At 66.1% G+C, this 14,202-nt stretch carries 16 protein-coding genes; 8 read left to right on the top strand and 8 right to left on the bottom strand.

Translation table 11 applies throughout. The features are described from left to right. Window position 1 precedes the first annotated feature (1 nt). From AACZ75_RS00395 to AACZ75_RS00425, 7 genes are read left to right on the top strand one after another with little or no spacing between them, the layout of a single operon-like run. The gene (locus tag AACZ75_RS00395; protein ID WP_339870550.1) at window positions 2-196 is read left to right on the top strand and encodes a hypothetical protein; all 195 of its coding nucleotides are present in this window, start codon (window positions 2-4) and stop codon (window positions 194-196) included. Beyond that, the gene (locus tag AACZ75_RS00400; protein ID WP_339870551.1) at window positions 193-876 is read left to right on the top strand and encodes a virB8 family protein; all 684 of its coding nucleotides are present in this window, start codon (window positions 193-195) and stop codon (window positions 874-876) included. Before AACZ75_RS00395 ends, AACZ75_RS00400 begins: the two co-directional genes overlap by 4 nt. After that, a complete protein-coding gene (locus AACZ75_RS00405) occupies window positions 873-1,694 on the top strand; it encodes a TrbG/VirB9 family P-type conjugative transfer protein (protein ID WP_339870552.1) in 822 nt (273 codons plus the stop codon). The genes AACZ75_RS00400 and AACZ75_RS00405 overlap by 4 nt, the downstream gene beginning before the upstream one ends. Next, the gene (gene virB10 / locus AACZ75_RS00410; RefSeq protein WP_339870554.1) at window positions 1,691-2,827 is read left to right on the top strand and encodes a type IV secretion system protein VirB10; all 1,137 of its coding nucleotides are present in this window, start codon (window positions 1,691-1,693) and stop codon (window positions 2,825-2,827) included. Before AACZ75_RS00405 ends, virB10 begins: the two co-directional genes overlap by 4 nt. Then, window positions 2,827-3,834, top strand: a complete 1,008-nt coding sequence (virB11, locus tag AACZ75_RS00415) for a P-type DNA transfer ATPase VirB11 (protein ID WP_339870555.1) — start codon at window positions 2,827-2,829, stop codon at window positions 3,832-3,834. The genes virB10 and virB11 overlap by 1 nt, the downstream gene beginning before the upstream one ends. Continuing rightward, window positions 3,800-5,659 (top strand): type IV secretory system conjugative DNA transfer family protein, encoded by a 1,860-nt coding sequence (locus AACZ75_RS00420; RefSeq protein WP_339870556.1) that lies wholly within the window; start codon window positions 3,800-3,802, stop codon window positions 5,657-5,659. The genes virB11 and AACZ75_RS00420 overlap by 35 nt, the downstream gene beginning before the upstream one ends. Then, window positions 5,656-6,294, top strand: a complete 639-nt coding sequence (locus tag AACZ75_RS00425; protein WP_339870557.1) for an LPD7 domain-containing protein — start codon at window positions 5,656-5,658, stop codon at window positions 6,292-6,294. The genes AACZ75_RS00420 and AACZ75_RS00425 overlap by 4 nt, the downstream gene beginning before the upstream one ends. Window positions 6,295-6,355: 61 nt before the next feature. Here AACZ75_RS00425 and AACZ75_RS00430 read toward each other — a convergent pair whose 3' ends face one another. The 5 genes from AACZ75_RS00430 to AACZ75_RS00450 all read right to left on the bottom strand — a co-directional run bounded on the left by AACZ75_RS00430 (window position 6,356) and on the right by AACZ75_RS00450 (window position 11,106). Then, window positions 6,356-7,054: a hypothetical protein gene (locus AACZ75_RS00430; protein WP_339870558.1), complete on the bottom strand. Its 699-nt coding sequence runs from the start codon at window positions 7,052-7,054 to the stop codon at window positions 6,356-6,358. Next, window positions 7,054-8,331 (bottom strand): DUF5677 domain-containing protein, encoded by a 1,278-nt coding sequence (locus AACZ75_RS00435; protein WP_339870559.1) that lies wholly within the window; start codon window positions 8,329-8,331, stop codon window positions 7,054-7,056. Before AACZ75_RS00435 ends, AACZ75_RS00430 begins: the two co-directional genes overlap by 1 nt. Before the next feature lie 103 nt (window positions 8,332-8,434). After that, window positions 8,435-9,517, bottom strand: coding sequence for a hypothetical protein (locus AACZ75_RS00440; RefSeq protein ID WP_339870561.1), 1,083 nt, complete (start codon window positions 9,515-9,517; stop codon window positions 8,435-8,437). Between the two features lie 66 nt (window positions 9,518-9,583). Continuing rightward, entirely contained in the window at window positions 9,584-10,423 is an 840-nt protein-coding gene (locus tag AACZ75_RS00445; protein ID WP_339870563.1) for a relaxase/mobilization nuclease domain-containing protein, read from the bottom strand. A 161-nt stretch (window positions 10,424-10,584) separates the two neighbouring features. Then, a complete protein-coding gene (locus AACZ75_RS00450) occupies window positions 10,585-11,106 on the bottom strand; it encodes a MobC family plasmid mobilization relaxosome protein (protein ID WP_339870565.1) in 522 nt (173 codons plus the stop codon). 295 nt (window positions 11,107-11,401) lie between these two features. Here AACZ75_RS00450 and AACZ75_RS00455 point away from each other — a divergent pair, with 295 nt between their 5' ends. Further along, on the top strand, window positions 11,402-11,836 hold the full coding sequence (locus AACZ75_RS00455) for a hypothetical protein (RefSeq protein WP_339870566.1): 435 nt from the start codon (window positions 11,402-11,404) through the stop codon (window positions 11,834-11,836). Window positions 11,837-11,903: 67 nt separating this feature from the next. On the opposite strand, the gene AACZ75_RS00460 is transcribed toward AACZ75_RS00455, so the two are convergent. The 3 genes from AACZ75_RS00460 to AACZ75_RS00470 form a co-directional block, all read right to left on the bottom strand. Next, window positions 11,904-12,797, bottom strand: coding sequence for a zincin-like metallopeptidase domain-containing protein (locus AACZ75_RS00460; RefSeq protein ID WP_339870567.1), 894 nt, complete (start codon window positions 12,795-12,797; stop codon window positions 11,904-11,906). A gap of 72 nt (window positions 12,798-12,869) precedes the next feature. After that, window positions 12,870-13,163 carry a DUF736 domain-containing protein gene (locus AACZ75_RS00465; RefSeq protein ID WP_054765292.1) on the bottom strand — a complete coding sequence of 98 codons (294 nt, stop codon included), beginning with the start codon at window positions 13,161-13,163 and terminating at the stop codon, window positions 12,870-12,872. A gap of 333 nt (window positions 13,164-13,496) precedes the next feature. After that, the gene (locus tag AACZ75_RS00470) at window positions 13,497-14,075 is read right to left on the bottom strand and encodes an SOS response-associated peptidase (RefSeq protein WP_339870569.1); all 579 of its coding nucleotides are present in this window, start codon (window positions 14,073-14,075) and stop codon (window positions 13,497-13,499) included. Window positions 14,076-14,202: the final 127 nt, after the last annotated feature.

Consider the following 14,202-nt stretch of genomic DNA (forward strand, 5'->3'; position numbering starts at 1 on the left):
CATGAGCCTTCGCCTGCTTCTGATCCTGAGCGGCCTGCTCGGCGGTTGCGCCACCGCTCGCGGAGACGTGCCGCCGACCTGCGACGGCCGTGATCGCCGTCCAGCCAATCCTTACGGATCGGTCCTCCTGCCGTCGCAGTCGGCCACCCCGGTCACGCCCGCTCCGGTCGTTCCGGCCTCGGGGGGCTGCGCATGAGTGGCGTCCCCTCGGACGAGTTGAAGCGGTATTTCGCCGACGCGAGACGCTGGGATCAGGACCGTCTCGCCAGCGCGCTCCGGTCGCGCCGGCTGGCCTGGGTCGCCGCCGGCGTCGCAGGGGCGCTGGCCATCGCGGCCACGGCGGCCGTCACCTTCCTGACGCCTCTGAAGACGAGCGAGCCCTTCGTCATCCGCGTCGATCAGGCCACGGGCTCCGTCGATGTGGTCCGGGGTCTCTCCGCTGACGACGGACCGCTCCAGTATGACGAAGCGGTCAGCAAATACTTTCTTGGCCAGTACGTGAGGAGCCGGGAGGGCTATCTCGACCCGGCCGCCGAAGACGCGTTTCGCCAGGTCTCGATCCTGTCGGGCCCGGGCGAGCAGAGACGCTGGGCAGATCTCTATCGAGGCTCGAACCCGCAAAGTCCGCAGAACCTGTATGGACGGGACGGCGAGGCCGTCGTGTCGATCCGGGCCATCGGCTTCATCAACGACGACGTGGCCAACGTGCGCTTCCGCCGCACGGTGCGACGCGCCCAGCAGGTCACCGAGAGCGACTGGATCGCCACGATCGCCTTCACCTACACCCGCGCGCCGATGGCGGAATCCGATCGCCTCAGGAACCCACTCGGCTTCCAGGTGACATCCTACCGCGCCGACCCGGAGGTCATCCGATGAAAGCCTTCACCGTTCCAGTTGCCGTCGCCGTTCTGACGCTGGCTCAGCCCGCCTTCGCCCAATCGGGCGCAGGCGGGCGCATCCAGGAGTTTACGTACGCGCCGGACGGCGTCTACCAGGTCTCGGGCGCCTTTCGCACGGCGACGCAGATCATCTTCTCTCCCGAGGAGACGATCCGCCATGCCGCGATCGGCGACAGCGTGGCGTGGGAGATCGCTGCGGAAGGTTCGGTCCTATTTCTGAAGCCCCGCGAACGGCATCAGTCCACCAACCTTCTGGTCGTGACCGAGCGCGGCGGCCTCGCCCGGCACTATGTCTTCGAGCTGCTCGCCCAGGATCGCACGGCGCGTACGGCAGCCTACCAGATCCGCTTCCGCTATCCTGCGGATGAGCAGGCGCGCGCCGCCGCGAGTCTGGCGGCCTCCGCCCAGGCCGCCGAGGAGCGGCTTGTCGGACTGGAACTTCAGGCGGGCGCGGTCGAAGGCCGGCGCAACCTCGCCTATTCCGTCCAGGGCGACGCCCGACTTCAGCCGAGCGAGGTCACGGACAACGGCCGGTTCACGGTGATGCGCTTTCCCGGCAATCAACCGATCCCGGCCATCTTCGAAGTGACGAGCGACGGTTCCGAACGGCTCGTTCCGTATGATGTCCGCGGCCAGTTCGTCGTGATCCACGGGGTAGTGGCGGGTCTGCGGCTCCGTCACGGCGGGACGGTCCTTTGCATCTTCAACGACGCCTTCGATGCGCGCGGCGAGGCCACAGGGACCGGAACCGCCTCGCCTGTCGTGGACCGCACCGTGACCGGAGACCCGTCATGAGCGCCGAGACCCCGCCTCCGCCTCCGCCGACCGAAGAGACGCGAGAGCCCGCGCCCGCCCATGACCGCGGCGTCTCCCCGATCGCCGGCCGGATCGGAGGCCGCCAAGGCCGGCTGGTCACCCTCGCCGCGCTGGCCGCCGGCTGCGGCGTGTTTCTGTTCGCGACCTGGGATCGGGGCGACGCGCGCGAACGGGAGCAACCGGCCGATGACACGCCGCCCCGGCAGCTGGCACCGTTCGAGCCGGCCCGCCGATCGGACCCGCCCCTGCTGGAGGCGGCGCAGACCGATCCGCTCGCACCGACCCTGGCGGACGAGCGGAACGCCGTTCCCTCGATCGAGCCCTCCTCGCCAGCGTCTCCGTCCGGCCCCACGCCGGCCGAACAACGCCGGGCGCTGGCCGAGAGCGCGCAACGCGCTCCCGTCCTGGCGTACAGCCGGCCGGGCGCCGCTCCGGCTGGTCAGCCTCGCGCCGAAGCCCCCCTCCACGTCGCCGCCAGCGGCGACGGCGCCGGTCATACGCTCGATGAGTTGCGCCGGGTCAGCCCCATCGGAGAGGCGCGGGCGGGTCGGCTGCCAGACCGGAATCTTCTCATCACCGCAGGGGCGAGCGTGCCCTGCGTGCTGCAGACGGCGATGGACAGCAGCACGCCGGGCTATGTGAGCTGCCTGATTTCCCGGGATGTCTATTCCGAGAACGGCGCTGTGGTCCTGATGGAACGCGGGACGCGCGTGCTGGGCGAGTACCGTGGGGCGGTTCAGCCCGGCCGGGGTCGACTCTTCGTTCTCTGGACCCGCGCGGTCACGCCCAATGGCGTCGCCATCGCCCTGGCCTCCCCGGCGGCCGATGCGCTGGGCCGCGCCGGGCTGTCAGGGTCGATCGACACCCATTTCTGGGATCGCTTCGGCGGCGCCCTGTTGCTGTCGATCGTCGATGACGCTGCCTACGCCGCAGCCGGCGGTGGCCAGCAGCTCCAGTCTACCGCGCGCGTCCCCTCCGACGCCGCAGCGGTCGCCCTGCAGGGCTCGATCGGAATCCCGCCGACCCTGCGGAAGGCTCAGGGATCAGAGGTCTCGATCTTCGTCGCACAGGATCTCAACTTCGCGGATGTCTACCGCCTCCGGCCGAGATGATGCGCGACACCTCCGTCATCGAACACTATCTCGCGCCGCTGCGGCCCTTCCTCGACCCGCCGACGGTGACCGAAGTGGTCGTCAACCGGCCGGGCGAGGTCGGCGTGGAGGGACCGGAGGGCTGGCGCTGGCATGAGACCCCGGAGCTCACCGAAGGCTGGTTGCGAACCCTGGCGGTGGCGGCTGCGGCCTACAGCGGACAGGATGTCGATGCGGAACGACCGATATGTTCGACGGTCCTGCCCGGCGACGAACGCTGCCAGATCGTCCTGCCGCCCGTCGTTCCAAACGGCACGGTGTCGCTGACGATCCGCAAGCCTTCAGGTCGACGCATGGGTCTGGACGAGTTTCATGCTGCCGGTCTGTTCGCCTCTGCCGAGATTGTCCGGGGCGGCGAGACGGATGAGACCGATGCGACGCTAATTCGTCTGCGCGAGGCCGGCGACTGGGTCGCCTTTTTCCGCCTTGCGGTCGAAAGCCGCCGCAATATCCTGATCTCGGGCGCGACCGGCTCGGGCAAGACGACCTTCGCCAAGGGTCTGGTTGAGCTCATTCCGGAACACGAGCGCCTGCTGACGATCGAGGATACCCGCGAGCTGATCCTGCCGCAGCGCAACGTCGTACATCTCCTCTATTCGAAGGATGGTCAAGGTCTGGCGAAGGTCGGTCCCAAGGCGCTGCTCGAGAGCGCCTTGCGGATGCGGCCCGACCGCATCCTGCTCCAGGAACTTCGCGACGGCACCGCCTTCTTCTTTCTGCGCAACGTCAACTCAGGGCACCCCGGGTCAATCACTACCGTCCACGCGGATTCCGCGACCCTGGCGTTCGAGCAGCTTACCTTGCTGGTGCGGGAATCCGAAGGCGGGCGCGACCTGCCGCGCGACGACATCCGCACCATGCTGCACCTGATGGTGGACGTGGTGGTCCAGATGAAGAAGAGCGGCGGCCGCTTCCAGATGACGGAGGTCTGGCATGACCCGCTTCGCAAGCGCCACGCCGGAGACTAGGGGGAAACTGATCGCAGCCGGGCTGGTGGCCGCCGTCGTCCTTTTCGTCGTCGGCGTGCTGGTCATCGCCCTCATCGGACTGGGCCGCTTCTCGGGCGACATCGACCCGGCCCGCGTCCCGGCCTGGTTCATCTACTACCGTCATGATCCGGAGGTGCGTCGCTGGCTGGCGATCGGAGCCGGCGTCATGGCCCTTTTCCTCCTCATCCTCGCCACGGCTGTCGCGCTGGGAATACGTCGCCCCCTGCACGGCGCGGCCCGCTGGTCGACGCGGGCGGAGCAACGCCGTCACCGGCTAAGAGCGCGGACCGGAATCCTGCTGGGCGAGACATCGGACGGCCTGCTGGTCGCCGACGGCCCCGACCATCTGCTTCTCTACGCCCCGACCCGGACCGGCAAGGGTGTCGGGGTCGTCATCCCCAACCTCCTGGCCTGGCCGTCCTCCGTCGTGGTGCTGGACATCAAGCGAGAGAATTTCAACGCCACGGCAGGCTTTCGTGCGGGCGCGGGTCAGACCGTCCATCTCTTCGACCCGCTGGCCCCGGACGGCCGCACCGCGCGGTTCAACCCACTCGGCCACATCGATCGCAGCGAACCCGTTGTCGTTCTGGACGAGCTGCAGCGGATCGCCAACATGCTGTTTCCCGCACACAGTCATGCCGACCCGTTCTGGGCTGAAGCGGCCCGTACCGGCTTCATCGGTGTGGGCGCCTATGTCGCCGCGACCCCGGACCTGCCCTTCACCCTGGGCGAGATCTACCGCCAGCTGACCGACGGCGACCCGCGCGACCGGCTGCCCAAACTGCTGGAGCAGCGCCGCAAGGAAGGCGATCCCCTGCCCGCCGGAGCGGTGACGGCCCTGAACGACTTCTGCAGTTCGGGCGAAAACACTTTCGCATCGATCCGGCAGTCGATCACCACCCGCATGGGACTCTGGCTCAATCCGCTGGTGGATGCTGCGACCAGCCACAGCGACTTCGATCTGCGCGCGATCCGCAGCGGCCGGCTGTCGCTCTATCTGGCGGCCTCGCCTGAGAACATGGATCGGGTCGCTCCGCTGTACGCCCTTCTGTTCCAGCAGCTCGTCGATCTCAACAGCCGCGCCCTGCCTGACGCGAGCGATCCCCAGACCTTGGTGCTGCTGGATGAGTTCGCGCGGCTCGGTCGCGCGCCTGTGCTGGCGCACGCCTTCGCCTGGGTTGCGGGATACGGCCTGCGTCTGCTGCCGGTCATCCAGAGCCCCTCCCAACTCCGGGCGCTTTATGGTCCCGACGTGACCGAGGACATTCTCACCAACTGCGGGCTGGAGATCGTCTTCGCGCCCAAGGAGCTCAAGGTGGCGCAGGAGCTGAGCGAACGGCTCGGCTACTACACCTACCGAGGGCGCAGCCGCAGCCGACCGATGGGACTGGGGCAGGGCCGGCGAAGTCTCACCGATTCCGATCAGAAGCGCGCTCTCATGCTGCCGCAGGAGCTGATGCAGTTCCCGCAACACACCCTGATCGTGCTGAAGGCGGGCCTTGCTCCGACGCGCGGACGCAAGCTCGTCTACTTCTCGGACCGCCGCTTCACCGCCAGGCAGCGCCCACCGCCCGATGTGCCGATCGCGCCCGCGCCGCCGCGTTCGACAGCGACCGTCCCACCAACAACGATGTCGTCAGATGGGGAGACAGACATGGATTTCGACAGCATCGTTCGCCGCTTCGCCACCGAGGGCCTGACGCCTCCACCGCCCGGCGCCTCCGAGAAGGACGTGCAGGCGTGGCTCGATCGGGTGGTCACCACTCCGGCCGCCGCACTCCCTTCGCGGGGACGTAGATCGTGACCGCAGCTCGTTCGTCGACATCCTCGACCAACCGGATATCGCCCCGGACCACCGAGCCCCGCGAGCGGCGCTCGCTCGACAAGGGCGACGTGCCGGCCCCGCTCCTGGATCGCTATCTGATAGAGCGGGATCGGCAGGGCCGCCCGGAGCGCTACTACCGCGATCACAAGACGGCGGACCCGGCGTTCCGGGATCATGGCCGCGCCCTGTCCTCCCCGCAGGCGTATCCGGACTCGGTCGCGGCCATGCTACGTATTGCTCAGCACCGCGGATGGGCGCGGATCAAGGTGGCAGGCGACGACGCCTTCCGTCGCGAGGTCTGGGTGCAGGCGCGGACACTCGGGCTGGAAGTCGCTGGATACAAGCCGACGGAGCGCGATCGGCAGGCGGCGAATGTCCGCCCTGAACAAAACACCGGAGGTCGTGCTTCTCGCGAGAAGGAGCCTTCGCGCGACGATGTCAAACGACGCCTCAAAATGGCTGCTGTGGTCGTCCGCACCCTAATCGCCGACCCCGCCGCCCAAGCACGGCTCATACAAAGAGCTTGGTCTCGCGTGCAGCCGGAGGCCGACCGGCCTCATAACGTTGCCACGAAAAAGCAACACGAGCGAGCGGAGCGGCGTAGGGACCGATAGGACCATTATGTCGAAACAGGACGTCCCCTGCTCAGAGTATCCTGAGGACTTGCAGCGTGACCTAAGACGCGGCGCATATCGGATTCGCGTCAGCAGCGGACGTTGGTGCCGCGCCCGGAATCGGAAGCGGGCTGAAGGACAAGACGACCGGATCTTTTGCCGTGCCAGCGCATGAGTCAGGTGCCGGCCATTCCCGGCGGATGTGGGCAAGGATGACCTCCAGATGATCGGAGGCTTCCGCTTCATAGGCATCGATCATATTCCCGAGGTCGACTCTCGGGTGGCTCACCTTCTGAGCCCCACCATCCCAGAGCTCATAGGTCAGGTCGCTGTAGGTCTTTTCCTGCCGCCCCATAAAGCTGCGCATCGGGCTTCTCGCGCCGAGCACTTTCGGGCCGGATGTCTTGTTGGCGGGATGGCCGACCAGAAGATTTCGGAAGTCTCGTATCTCTCGCCAGGCCGCGGCTGCGGGTACTTCGGGAGCGCCCACGGACGCCGCCAACTCGACGAGCGCATCCTGCTGGATGATCACCGCCTGCACGACGCCCCAGAACTCGATGTAGGCCATCATGGCTGACGGGGAGAACCCGCGACGCCGGTGGGTCCATAAGGCTTCGCCGGTATCCTGCAGCAAGAGCATCGCCGTTTCGTATTGGGCGAAGCGATCTCGTTGCCCGGGCTGGAGGAAATACGCTTCCCGGATCCCTGATGCGTGGAAGTGGTCATAGATTGCACTGCGGGCCCGAAGTAGCCGGTCCACTAGCTCTGATCCTTGGGCTCGGCGTGCACACTCTCCCCGGCCCTTGTCCAGGCCTCAACCTCCTCTTCAGTCACCCAGGTCGCGTCGCGCATAGCTTGGCCTCCTCGGGTGAAGGCTTTGGCGGCCGCGTCCCGAAGGCGGATCAAGACATTCAGCCCCGCGAGTTTGTCGACTGACCACGTCGGACCAAGGAGCGGGCCGGTCAAGCGGACCAGGCTGTAGGCGGTTTCTGCGCCGGCCTCTTGCAAGCCTCCGATACTGGCGGCGCCGGGCGGCCCTTCTCCAAACACGTCCGCCACGGACACTGTAAGCCCTTTGGCACCTGCATGGACGCCAAAGCTGGCGGCCTTGTATTGAAGCCGCATCTGCGCCTGGTCCGCTGCTTCCTCCAGATGCTGGAAAGTCGGCTTCTCCTTTCCAAGGGCCTCAGCCGCCCATCCGTAGGGCGACCTGAACGCCGAGCCATACTGAGCAACCACCGCCTCGTAGTCTTCCATCGTTTGCTTCAGCGCTTTGGTGTTGTTCCGCTTTGCGGCGTCCTTTGGGTGACATCGCTGATAGACCTCCGCAGCCCGCTCCGCCTCCACCAGGTCATGGTCGAGATATCTGATTGCCAACGCTTCACCGTGGTCGCCCAGGACGATCGCTACGACTGTGATCTCATGAAGCGTCCGCCACCTTGAAAAGGCGGCGTCGGCATAGCCCTCGCGCAGCAGCGTCAGGACCTCATTGGCGACCTGGACCCCGCGTATATGCAGACGACCAAGCGCCGCGGTCAGCGCGATACGCTTCTTGGAGCGCGACGCTCTGGCCACTGCGACGGCCTGTCCGCCGACGCTCTCAGCCGTCGCGATGAGCATGTCGAGCTTGTCGAGCGCGTCACCCCAAAGCAGCTGGATGGTTTCGGTAAACGCCGCGCGATCCTCTTCATGCGCGGCCTTGATGGCAGGCCACTGCCGGCGGATCGCTTTCAGCAGGACGTCCGCTGACTTTTTGACGACGTTCTCTGCGGCGCCTGTCATCGCGGCCTCTATGCGATCTGGCAGCCGACGGATTTCGTCCACGTCCTCGTCCGTGAGCGTTATCGTCGCCTCCGTCAGACTTGAGCGTTCGTCGAGCGTGACGCTCCCTTTGCTGCCGGCAAGCAGTTGCTTCGCTAGAGCCTCTGACTCGCCGGGGTCCAGCTCAAACCCGGAGGCCGCAGCGCGGTTCGCAATGATCTTCTGCAGCTGAAGCTCAGGCAGGCGCCGGGCGCTCGCTTCAAATGCGGCCTGCATCGGCTCCAGCGGTGCGGGCGGGGTTCTGGCCCTGGATCTCGTCGCCACGTCCGCCTCTCCTATTCCCGCGCCTCTGCCAGATCGGCTAGGCGAGCCGCCTCGACTAGTACAGCGTCAGAACCTCAATCCGCTCGGCATCCGGCTGATACATCAGACCTAGCCGAGCCCGATATCGGGAAGCGCTCTCCCCCAGCTCCAGTACGACGTTGAACTTGCTGACGTTCCAATCGCTGTCGTGGGTCATATCGTAAAGGTAGTTCTGACCGATCTTGGCTTTGATCAAGGCCGTGAGCTCCGATGTCGACTGCACTTCGCCCTGCCGGACACCGTGACCGGGTGTGGTCCGGAGATATTCGAAGCGCTCCGGGCTGATGTAGACCTCGAGATCGCCGAGTTTCAGCGGGGTGGCGTGCAAGGCGTTCAGCGAGAACTCCGTGTCCTCCTCGAACCCTTGATAGACGGGGCGCTCGATCTTGTAACTCAGCAGCACACTGAACGGATTTCCGGCGATGCTGCGAAGCTTGTAGCCGGCCTCCTCGAACGGAAAGCCGGGAAGGTTCCAATCCTCGTCCGACGGCGCATCGTCCTCATGCTGACCGACAATAACGTTACCATGCTGGATGTAGGAGGTGCCGATGCTGAATGACAGGTGGGTTTTGAAGGGCGACGAGAAGGTCGTGTCCACGCAGCCGACGAAAGGGTGATAGCCCTCGAAGGCCTTCGTCACGGCGCCAATCATTTGGTCCGTCAGGTTGTTGATGTAGACGATGTAGAATTGGTTGCTATGCCGATAGTCGATGTCCCGAACCGGCTGCAGGACATCGACCAGGTTCTGGTACATGACGTCCTGGTTTTTGCCGATGTAGTCGCCGTGCAGGATCGACCGGCTGCTCTTGCGGTGCAGAGCCGGCAGCAACCGCTTGTGGATCGGCAGTGCGTAGAAGCTCTCTGTCATGCCGAGGGTGTCAAAGATCAGGGCGATCTCGCGCCGACCCGGCTGAGGCACGAGCGCCTTCTGCAGCTTTTTGTAGTCGATGCCCTTTTCCGCCAGCAGCCGAACCGTCTCGGCGACCATCCTGCGGATTTCCCGGTGCATGCCGGTCGATGACACGCTGAAATAGCTGCGCATCACCTCCAGCATGATGTTGTCGCGGGCGTTGATGGTGTGGATGCTCAGTTTGGACATGGCGTAGAAAGCTTAGCAGAAGGATCCGGCGCTGGCGCGTTCCGCAAGGATCGAGCGAAGGCGCTGCTAGCGCGACCGCCCTTGGGGCGCCTGCGGCCTTTCACGATCAACGGCGAGCGCCCGGGCGAGCATCTCCCTGCGTGTCGCCACTGGCGGGAGGCTGCGGATGAAGCGCTCCAGATCCTGACCTAGCTGACGATCATCACCGGCCTTGGAGGCCTGCAGTCGCAGTGCCTCGATGACTAGCGTCCGTCGAATGTACGCCTGCTTCTCGCGCAAGCGGGTCTCCCATGGTGGTTCGACCGGAGGCGGTTTGGCCGCCGACTCGAGCGCTCTCTTTACGGTTTCCGGCATCGCCGCCTCGCCCCGTTCGAACCGCTCGCGCAGTTTCCTCACCGGCGTACGCTCGGCCTTGCGCACGACGCCCCGCACCCGTCGCGGCGTCGCTTCGGCCTCGACGCCGCGATCCCGCAGCGCCGCCGCGAAGGTCTCCCGCCAAAGCTGAAGATCCGCCTTGCGCGGATTGAGCCGCTCGCCGTCGCGTCCGAGCGCCCTTACCGTCAGATGGACATGGGGGTGGCGATCATCTGTATGGAGGGCGAACACATAGGGATGCCGATCCCCGAACAGGGTGGCGGCGAAGGCGCGGGCCGCATCATGGACCCGTCCGGGATCGACGCCTGCCGGCATGCTCAGAATGATCGAGAAGGAAACCGGTGCGTCGCGGCGGGACGTCACCACAGCCAGCTCGGCACGCCAGTCCTCGGCCAGCGCCCGCACCTCAGGACGGCCGACCAGACGTTCACCGTCAGGCCCCTCGAGGACCAGTTTCCCATTGCGCGTGATGTAGTCGAGATGACGCTGGAGGTGGCCTCCATCTCGCGTCCGGCCGGTGATCTTGACCATGACCTCGGGTGTCCGACGCACCATGCGTTCGAGCTTCGCGCGGGCCGTGCCGGCCTCCCCGCCCCGGCCGACCCGCAGGACGGCCGGGGCGAGCCTTGCCCGGCGCATTCGGACCGGCGGACGCAGGGCGTCCTCAAAACCGACCGGCACGCGAAAGTCATTCATGGGCCTGGCGCCCAGTAGGCGAGATTGCCTTCGAAGGCGTCCCGAACCCCGATCAGATGCGCGCGGATTTCTGTCGAATAGGCGGCGAGCTGGGCGACCTCCAGGTCCAGCACCGCCCCCTCCATCACGGCGGTGTTCAGCGCCCGGGCGATCTGGTTGATGTTGACGCCGATGCGTCGCAGCTCGCGCTGGACCTCGACGAAGGTTATCGCCTCGTCCGGGTTTAGCTGCGGGCGGCCATGAAGGCGCGCGCGGATCAGTGCGACCGCCCATTGCGTTCGGGACTGCCCTCTGGACGCCGCTTCGCGCTCCAGCACGGCCAGGTCGGCGAAGGTCAGCCGCAACCCTAATTTAGCTTCAAGCCTTCCCGATGGCGCCTGCAGCGGCTCAGGAAAAGGCGCCTTTGCAGCCTCTTCCATCAACCGCCGGAGCAGCCGCGACCGGCCGCCCTTCGAAGCCGCAGCGGCGTCGAAGCGGCGGATCAAATCGGGCGGGACGCGGAGGGTGAGGCGATCCATGAAGGTGTCGGTCTGTCAGACATTGCCGGCGCAAAGCCTATCCTGCCCTAGACCGTCACCCCCTTCGCCCCGTAGGCCTACGGGGCTGCCCGCCCTCCCCTCGGCGGCCGGTTCCGGTCGCTCGCCCGCCGCCCTGAAGGGCGCCCCAACCGATGGCGGGACCTGCATCCCGACCCATCCCGCATCGTCCGTCGCCGAGGGGCTTGGCCGATCCTTCACCAACCCATATCCTCGCGGTTCCGCTCGGACGCAGCCGCCTGCGGAGGCGTCCAAAGTCACGAACCGGATTTTCCAAATGGACCGAGATAAACTGGCGGCACACCTCGCGTACGGACTTCCTGGAACCCGACTGTCGAACATCGGTGATCAGACGCCGGGGTGGAGCCCTGAGTCAGGTCGATGCCACGAGAACGCCCGGCGATGGGTCGAGGCAAACCCCACCTACGCCGTCGTTCACGGCTGGCTCAACGCGAGAGGTGAGACCTTCGACAACCGGCTGCGATTCCATTCCCACTCCGTCGTCCGAAGCCCGGGCGGCGAGCTTCTCGACATCACCTTGGGCGGAACCGCGCCGCGCTATGAGTTCGTGCGTCACCCCTTCGATGATGATCACTTCCGAGACCGGATCATCGGCGCAGTCCCTACGGTCGATCATCTGCTCGGGCCAGATCCGGTGATGCCGCCGGAGTGGTTTGGCGAAGATGCGAGCCTAGACAGCCGACTTTTCTGATCCTGCCAGAACCGCCGACCCCACGGCCGTCGGAGAGGGCGCGCCGCCATGGCGGCGCGCCCTGGCTTCACTCGATGACGGGTTGCAACCCTTTCAGATGATCAACAGCTTTCTGCGCGTGCGAAGCCGCCGAGACGATGAACCGCTTGTCGTCGCGCAGGACCTTCAGCCAATTGGCGATGTAGGCTGCATGGTCTTCGCGGGGCTCGAGCACCAAGCCCAGATCCGCGCAGAGGAAGGCGGCGCCAAGTTCGGCGACCAGCTCCTCGCGGGCGTAGCCGGGATCGCCGAAGCGCTGGCGACCAAAGTCCCGATCCAGACGCGTTGGGTGCCGCGTCCAATGCGTCATCTCGTGACCGAGGGTGCTGTAATAGGTGTCCGCGCTCTCGAAACACTCGAACGGCGGCATCTGCACGTGGTCCGGGCCGGGCGCATAGTAGGCCGACCCGCCGCCATGTCTGACGTCTGCGCCGCAGTTGCGGAAGAAGGCGTCGATGCGAACGATACGATCGTCCGGATTGATCTCGACGATATCCAGCTCGCCATAGCGGTCGGGTAGGTCGTCGATCTGATCGACGTTGAAGACGGTATAGGCCTTCAGGAACGGGATGCGCTGTTCAACATCGGCGCCCGCCTCATTGGCTTCGGTCCGGACGACCTGGTTGGCGTAGACCACTGTCGCACCGCGTTCACCCTTGCGGACGTGGGCGCCCAGCGCCAGCGCCTGCCGGAAGGTCATCCAGGTGGACCGGGTATAGCCGCGGCCGGCGGCTTCGCCCCAGAGCAGGATGACGTTGATGCCCTTGTAGGGCGTCCCGTCATGTCGCAGCGGGCGGCTGACGGAGGCGGCGGCTTTCCAGGGTTGGGTCCAAGGACGAACGCCGGCTTCAAGTTGGGTGATGATCTGTTGGGTGATCCGGGAATGAACGTTCGGGCGTGCGGGATCGGCGGGGCGCGTCATGGCGGCCTCCTCGAAACGGATTGTGGGAAAAAGGAGCGGCGGCGCGGTTACCGCGCCGCCGCGGCTCTTGGATCAGCGGGACCAGATCAGACTGTGTCCGCCCTCGACCTCCACCAGGGAGGCATAGATCGGCGCCGGGAAGCTGGGATCGTCGAGCTTGACCGAGAGGTACTCGCGGTTCTGCTGGCTCGTCTTCTTCCAGGCGGCGCCGAACTCGGTCTGGCCGGCGAAGATCCGGAAGTCGGGGGCCTTGTCGTCGGTCTTCTCGTTGGGCCGCAGAACCGCCGCCTTGACGTTGAGGGTGAGGGTCTTGATCGAACCGGTGTAGCCGTCGCCTTGAGCGGTGAAGGTGCCGATGGTGGCCATGTCAGTCTCTCCATTGCTTCGGGCCACGCCTGCCGCGGCCTCGATGGCGATCGGGAGACCGGGGCGCGGGCGGCGCGCAGGGAGAGAGAAACGAGCCCCCGCAGCGAAGCGGAGGACCGCGGAAAGAGACTTTCTTGTCGCGCGAGGAAGGCCGTCAGGCCGGGGATGAAAGTCGCGATAGCGGTTGCGCCAGCCGACCGGGTTTCGGTCAGATCCGCCTCATTGAGAGGCCGCGCCGGCTGGCGCGAGAAAGATGCGAGACGATGGTCACCTCGCACCCCGACATCACAGGCGCCCCCCTCGGTCGGTTGGGACCCGTCAGACGTCCGGGGCTCAGGCCGCGATCGGGAAGACCTTCTCGACGTCGAGGCTCCCTGCGGGCAAAGCTCGCAACAGGTCCGCTTGGGGCCGCTGAAGATTGAGCCAGGCCGCGCCGTCCTCGGGACGCAGCAGCACGATCTGGCGGTCGTGATAGGGGGCGATATCCGCTCCCGGCTCCGTGGTCAGCATGGCGAAGGCACCATCCTTGACCAGTCCCGCCACCCAGAAAAGTCGCTGGCCGGAAAGGGTGAAGCGCCATTTGGTCTTTCGCTTCTGTCCGGGCTCGGGGTCGGTGAATTCGAAGAATCCGTCCGCCGGGATCAGGCACCGGTGCGATCCCTCGAAGGACCGCCCATCGGATCGGAAGTTGAACACCGGTCGCCCGCCCGGTCCCTTCCAGGCCCATGGCGTCATCACCGCTTCCGGCCCGGCCTTCCCAATGTGGATGACCGGCGCCCGGTCGCCGATCCGCACCGAGGCCATCGGGCCGAAGTTCGGCATGCCGCCGGGAAACGCCAGCCGGTCGCCGGTCACATTGAAGGCTGCGATGACGTCATCGAACGGCAGGATGAGTTGATACTCGTTGCACATGGCCGGACCTCCAGTGACGTCCTGACGAGGATTTCACGGGTCCGGCGTCTCCGCAATCCGGGGATAAGGCGTCAAACCGTTTGACTCTGACGTCGCCTTAGAACCAGAACGTTTCAAGAACATTTAT

The sequence above is a fragment of the uncultured Brevundimonas sp. genome (assembly GCF_963975535.1).
Classification (GTDB): Bacteria; Pseudomonadota; Alphaproteobacteria; order Caulobacterales; family Caulobacteraceae; genus Brevundimonas.

What these genes read in the sequence shown, in the direction of transcription:
- AACZ75_RS00395 (WP_339870550.1), top strand. Translation starts at nt 2, where the DNA reads ATGAGCCTTCGCCTGCTTCTGATCCTGAGCGGCCTGCTCGGCGGTTGC.
- AACZ75_RS00400 (WP_339870551.1), top strand. Translation starts at nt 193, where the DNA reads ATGAGTGGCGTCCCCTCGGACGAGTTGAAGCGGTATTTCGCCGACGCG.
- AACZ75_RS00405 (WP_339870552.1), top strand. Translation starts at nt 873, where the DNA reads ATGAAAGCCTTCACCGTTCCAGTTGCCGTCGCCGTTCTGACGCTGGCT.
- virB10 (WP_339870554.1), top strand. Translation starts at nt 1,691, where the DNA reads ATGAGCGCCGAGACCCCGCCTCCGCCTCCGCCGACCGAAGAGACGCGA.
- virB11 (WP_339870555.1), top strand. Translation starts at nt 2,827, where the DNA reads ATGCGCGACACCTCCGTCATCGAACACTATCTCGCGCCGCTGCGGCCC.
- AACZ75_RS00420 (WP_339870556.1), top strand. Translation starts at nt 3,800, where the DNA reads ATGACCCGCTTCGCAAGCGCCACGCCGGAGACTAGGGGGAAACTGATC.
- AACZ75_RS00435 (WP_339870559.1), bottom strand. Translation starts at nt 8,331, where the DNA reads ATGCAGGCCGCATTTGAAGCGAGCGCCCGGCGCCTGCCTGAGCTTCAG.
- AACZ75_RS00440 (WP_339870561.1), bottom strand. Translation starts at nt 9,517, where the DNA reads ATGTCCAAACTGAGCATCCACACCATCAACGCCCGCGACAACATCATG.
- AACZ75_RS00445 (WP_339870563.1), bottom strand. Translation starts at nt 10,423, where the DNA reads ATGGTCAAGATCACCGGCCGGACGCGAGATGGAGGCCACCTCCAGCGT.
- AACZ75_RS00450 (WP_339870565.1), bottom strand. Translation starts at nt 11,106, where the DNA reads ATGGATCGCCTCACCCTCCGCGTCCCGCCCGATTTGATCCGCCGCTTC.
- AACZ75_RS00455 (WP_339870566.1), top strand. Translation starts at nt 11,402, where the DNA reads ATGGACCGAGATAAACTGGCGGCACACCTCGCGTACGGACTTCCTGGA.
- AACZ75_RS00460 (WP_339870567.1), bottom strand. Translation starts at nt 12,797, where the DNA reads ATGACGCGCCCCGCCGATCCCGCACGCCCGAACGTTCATTCCCGGATC.
- AACZ75_RS00465 (WP_054765292.1), bottom strand. Translation starts at nt 13,163, where the DNA reads ATGGCCACCATCGGCACCTTCACCGCTCAAGGCGACGGCTACACCGGT.
- AACZ75_RS00470 (WP_339870569.1), bottom strand. Translation starts at nt 14,075, where the DNA reads ATGTGCAACGAGTATCAACTCATCCTGCCGTTCGATGACGTCATCGCA.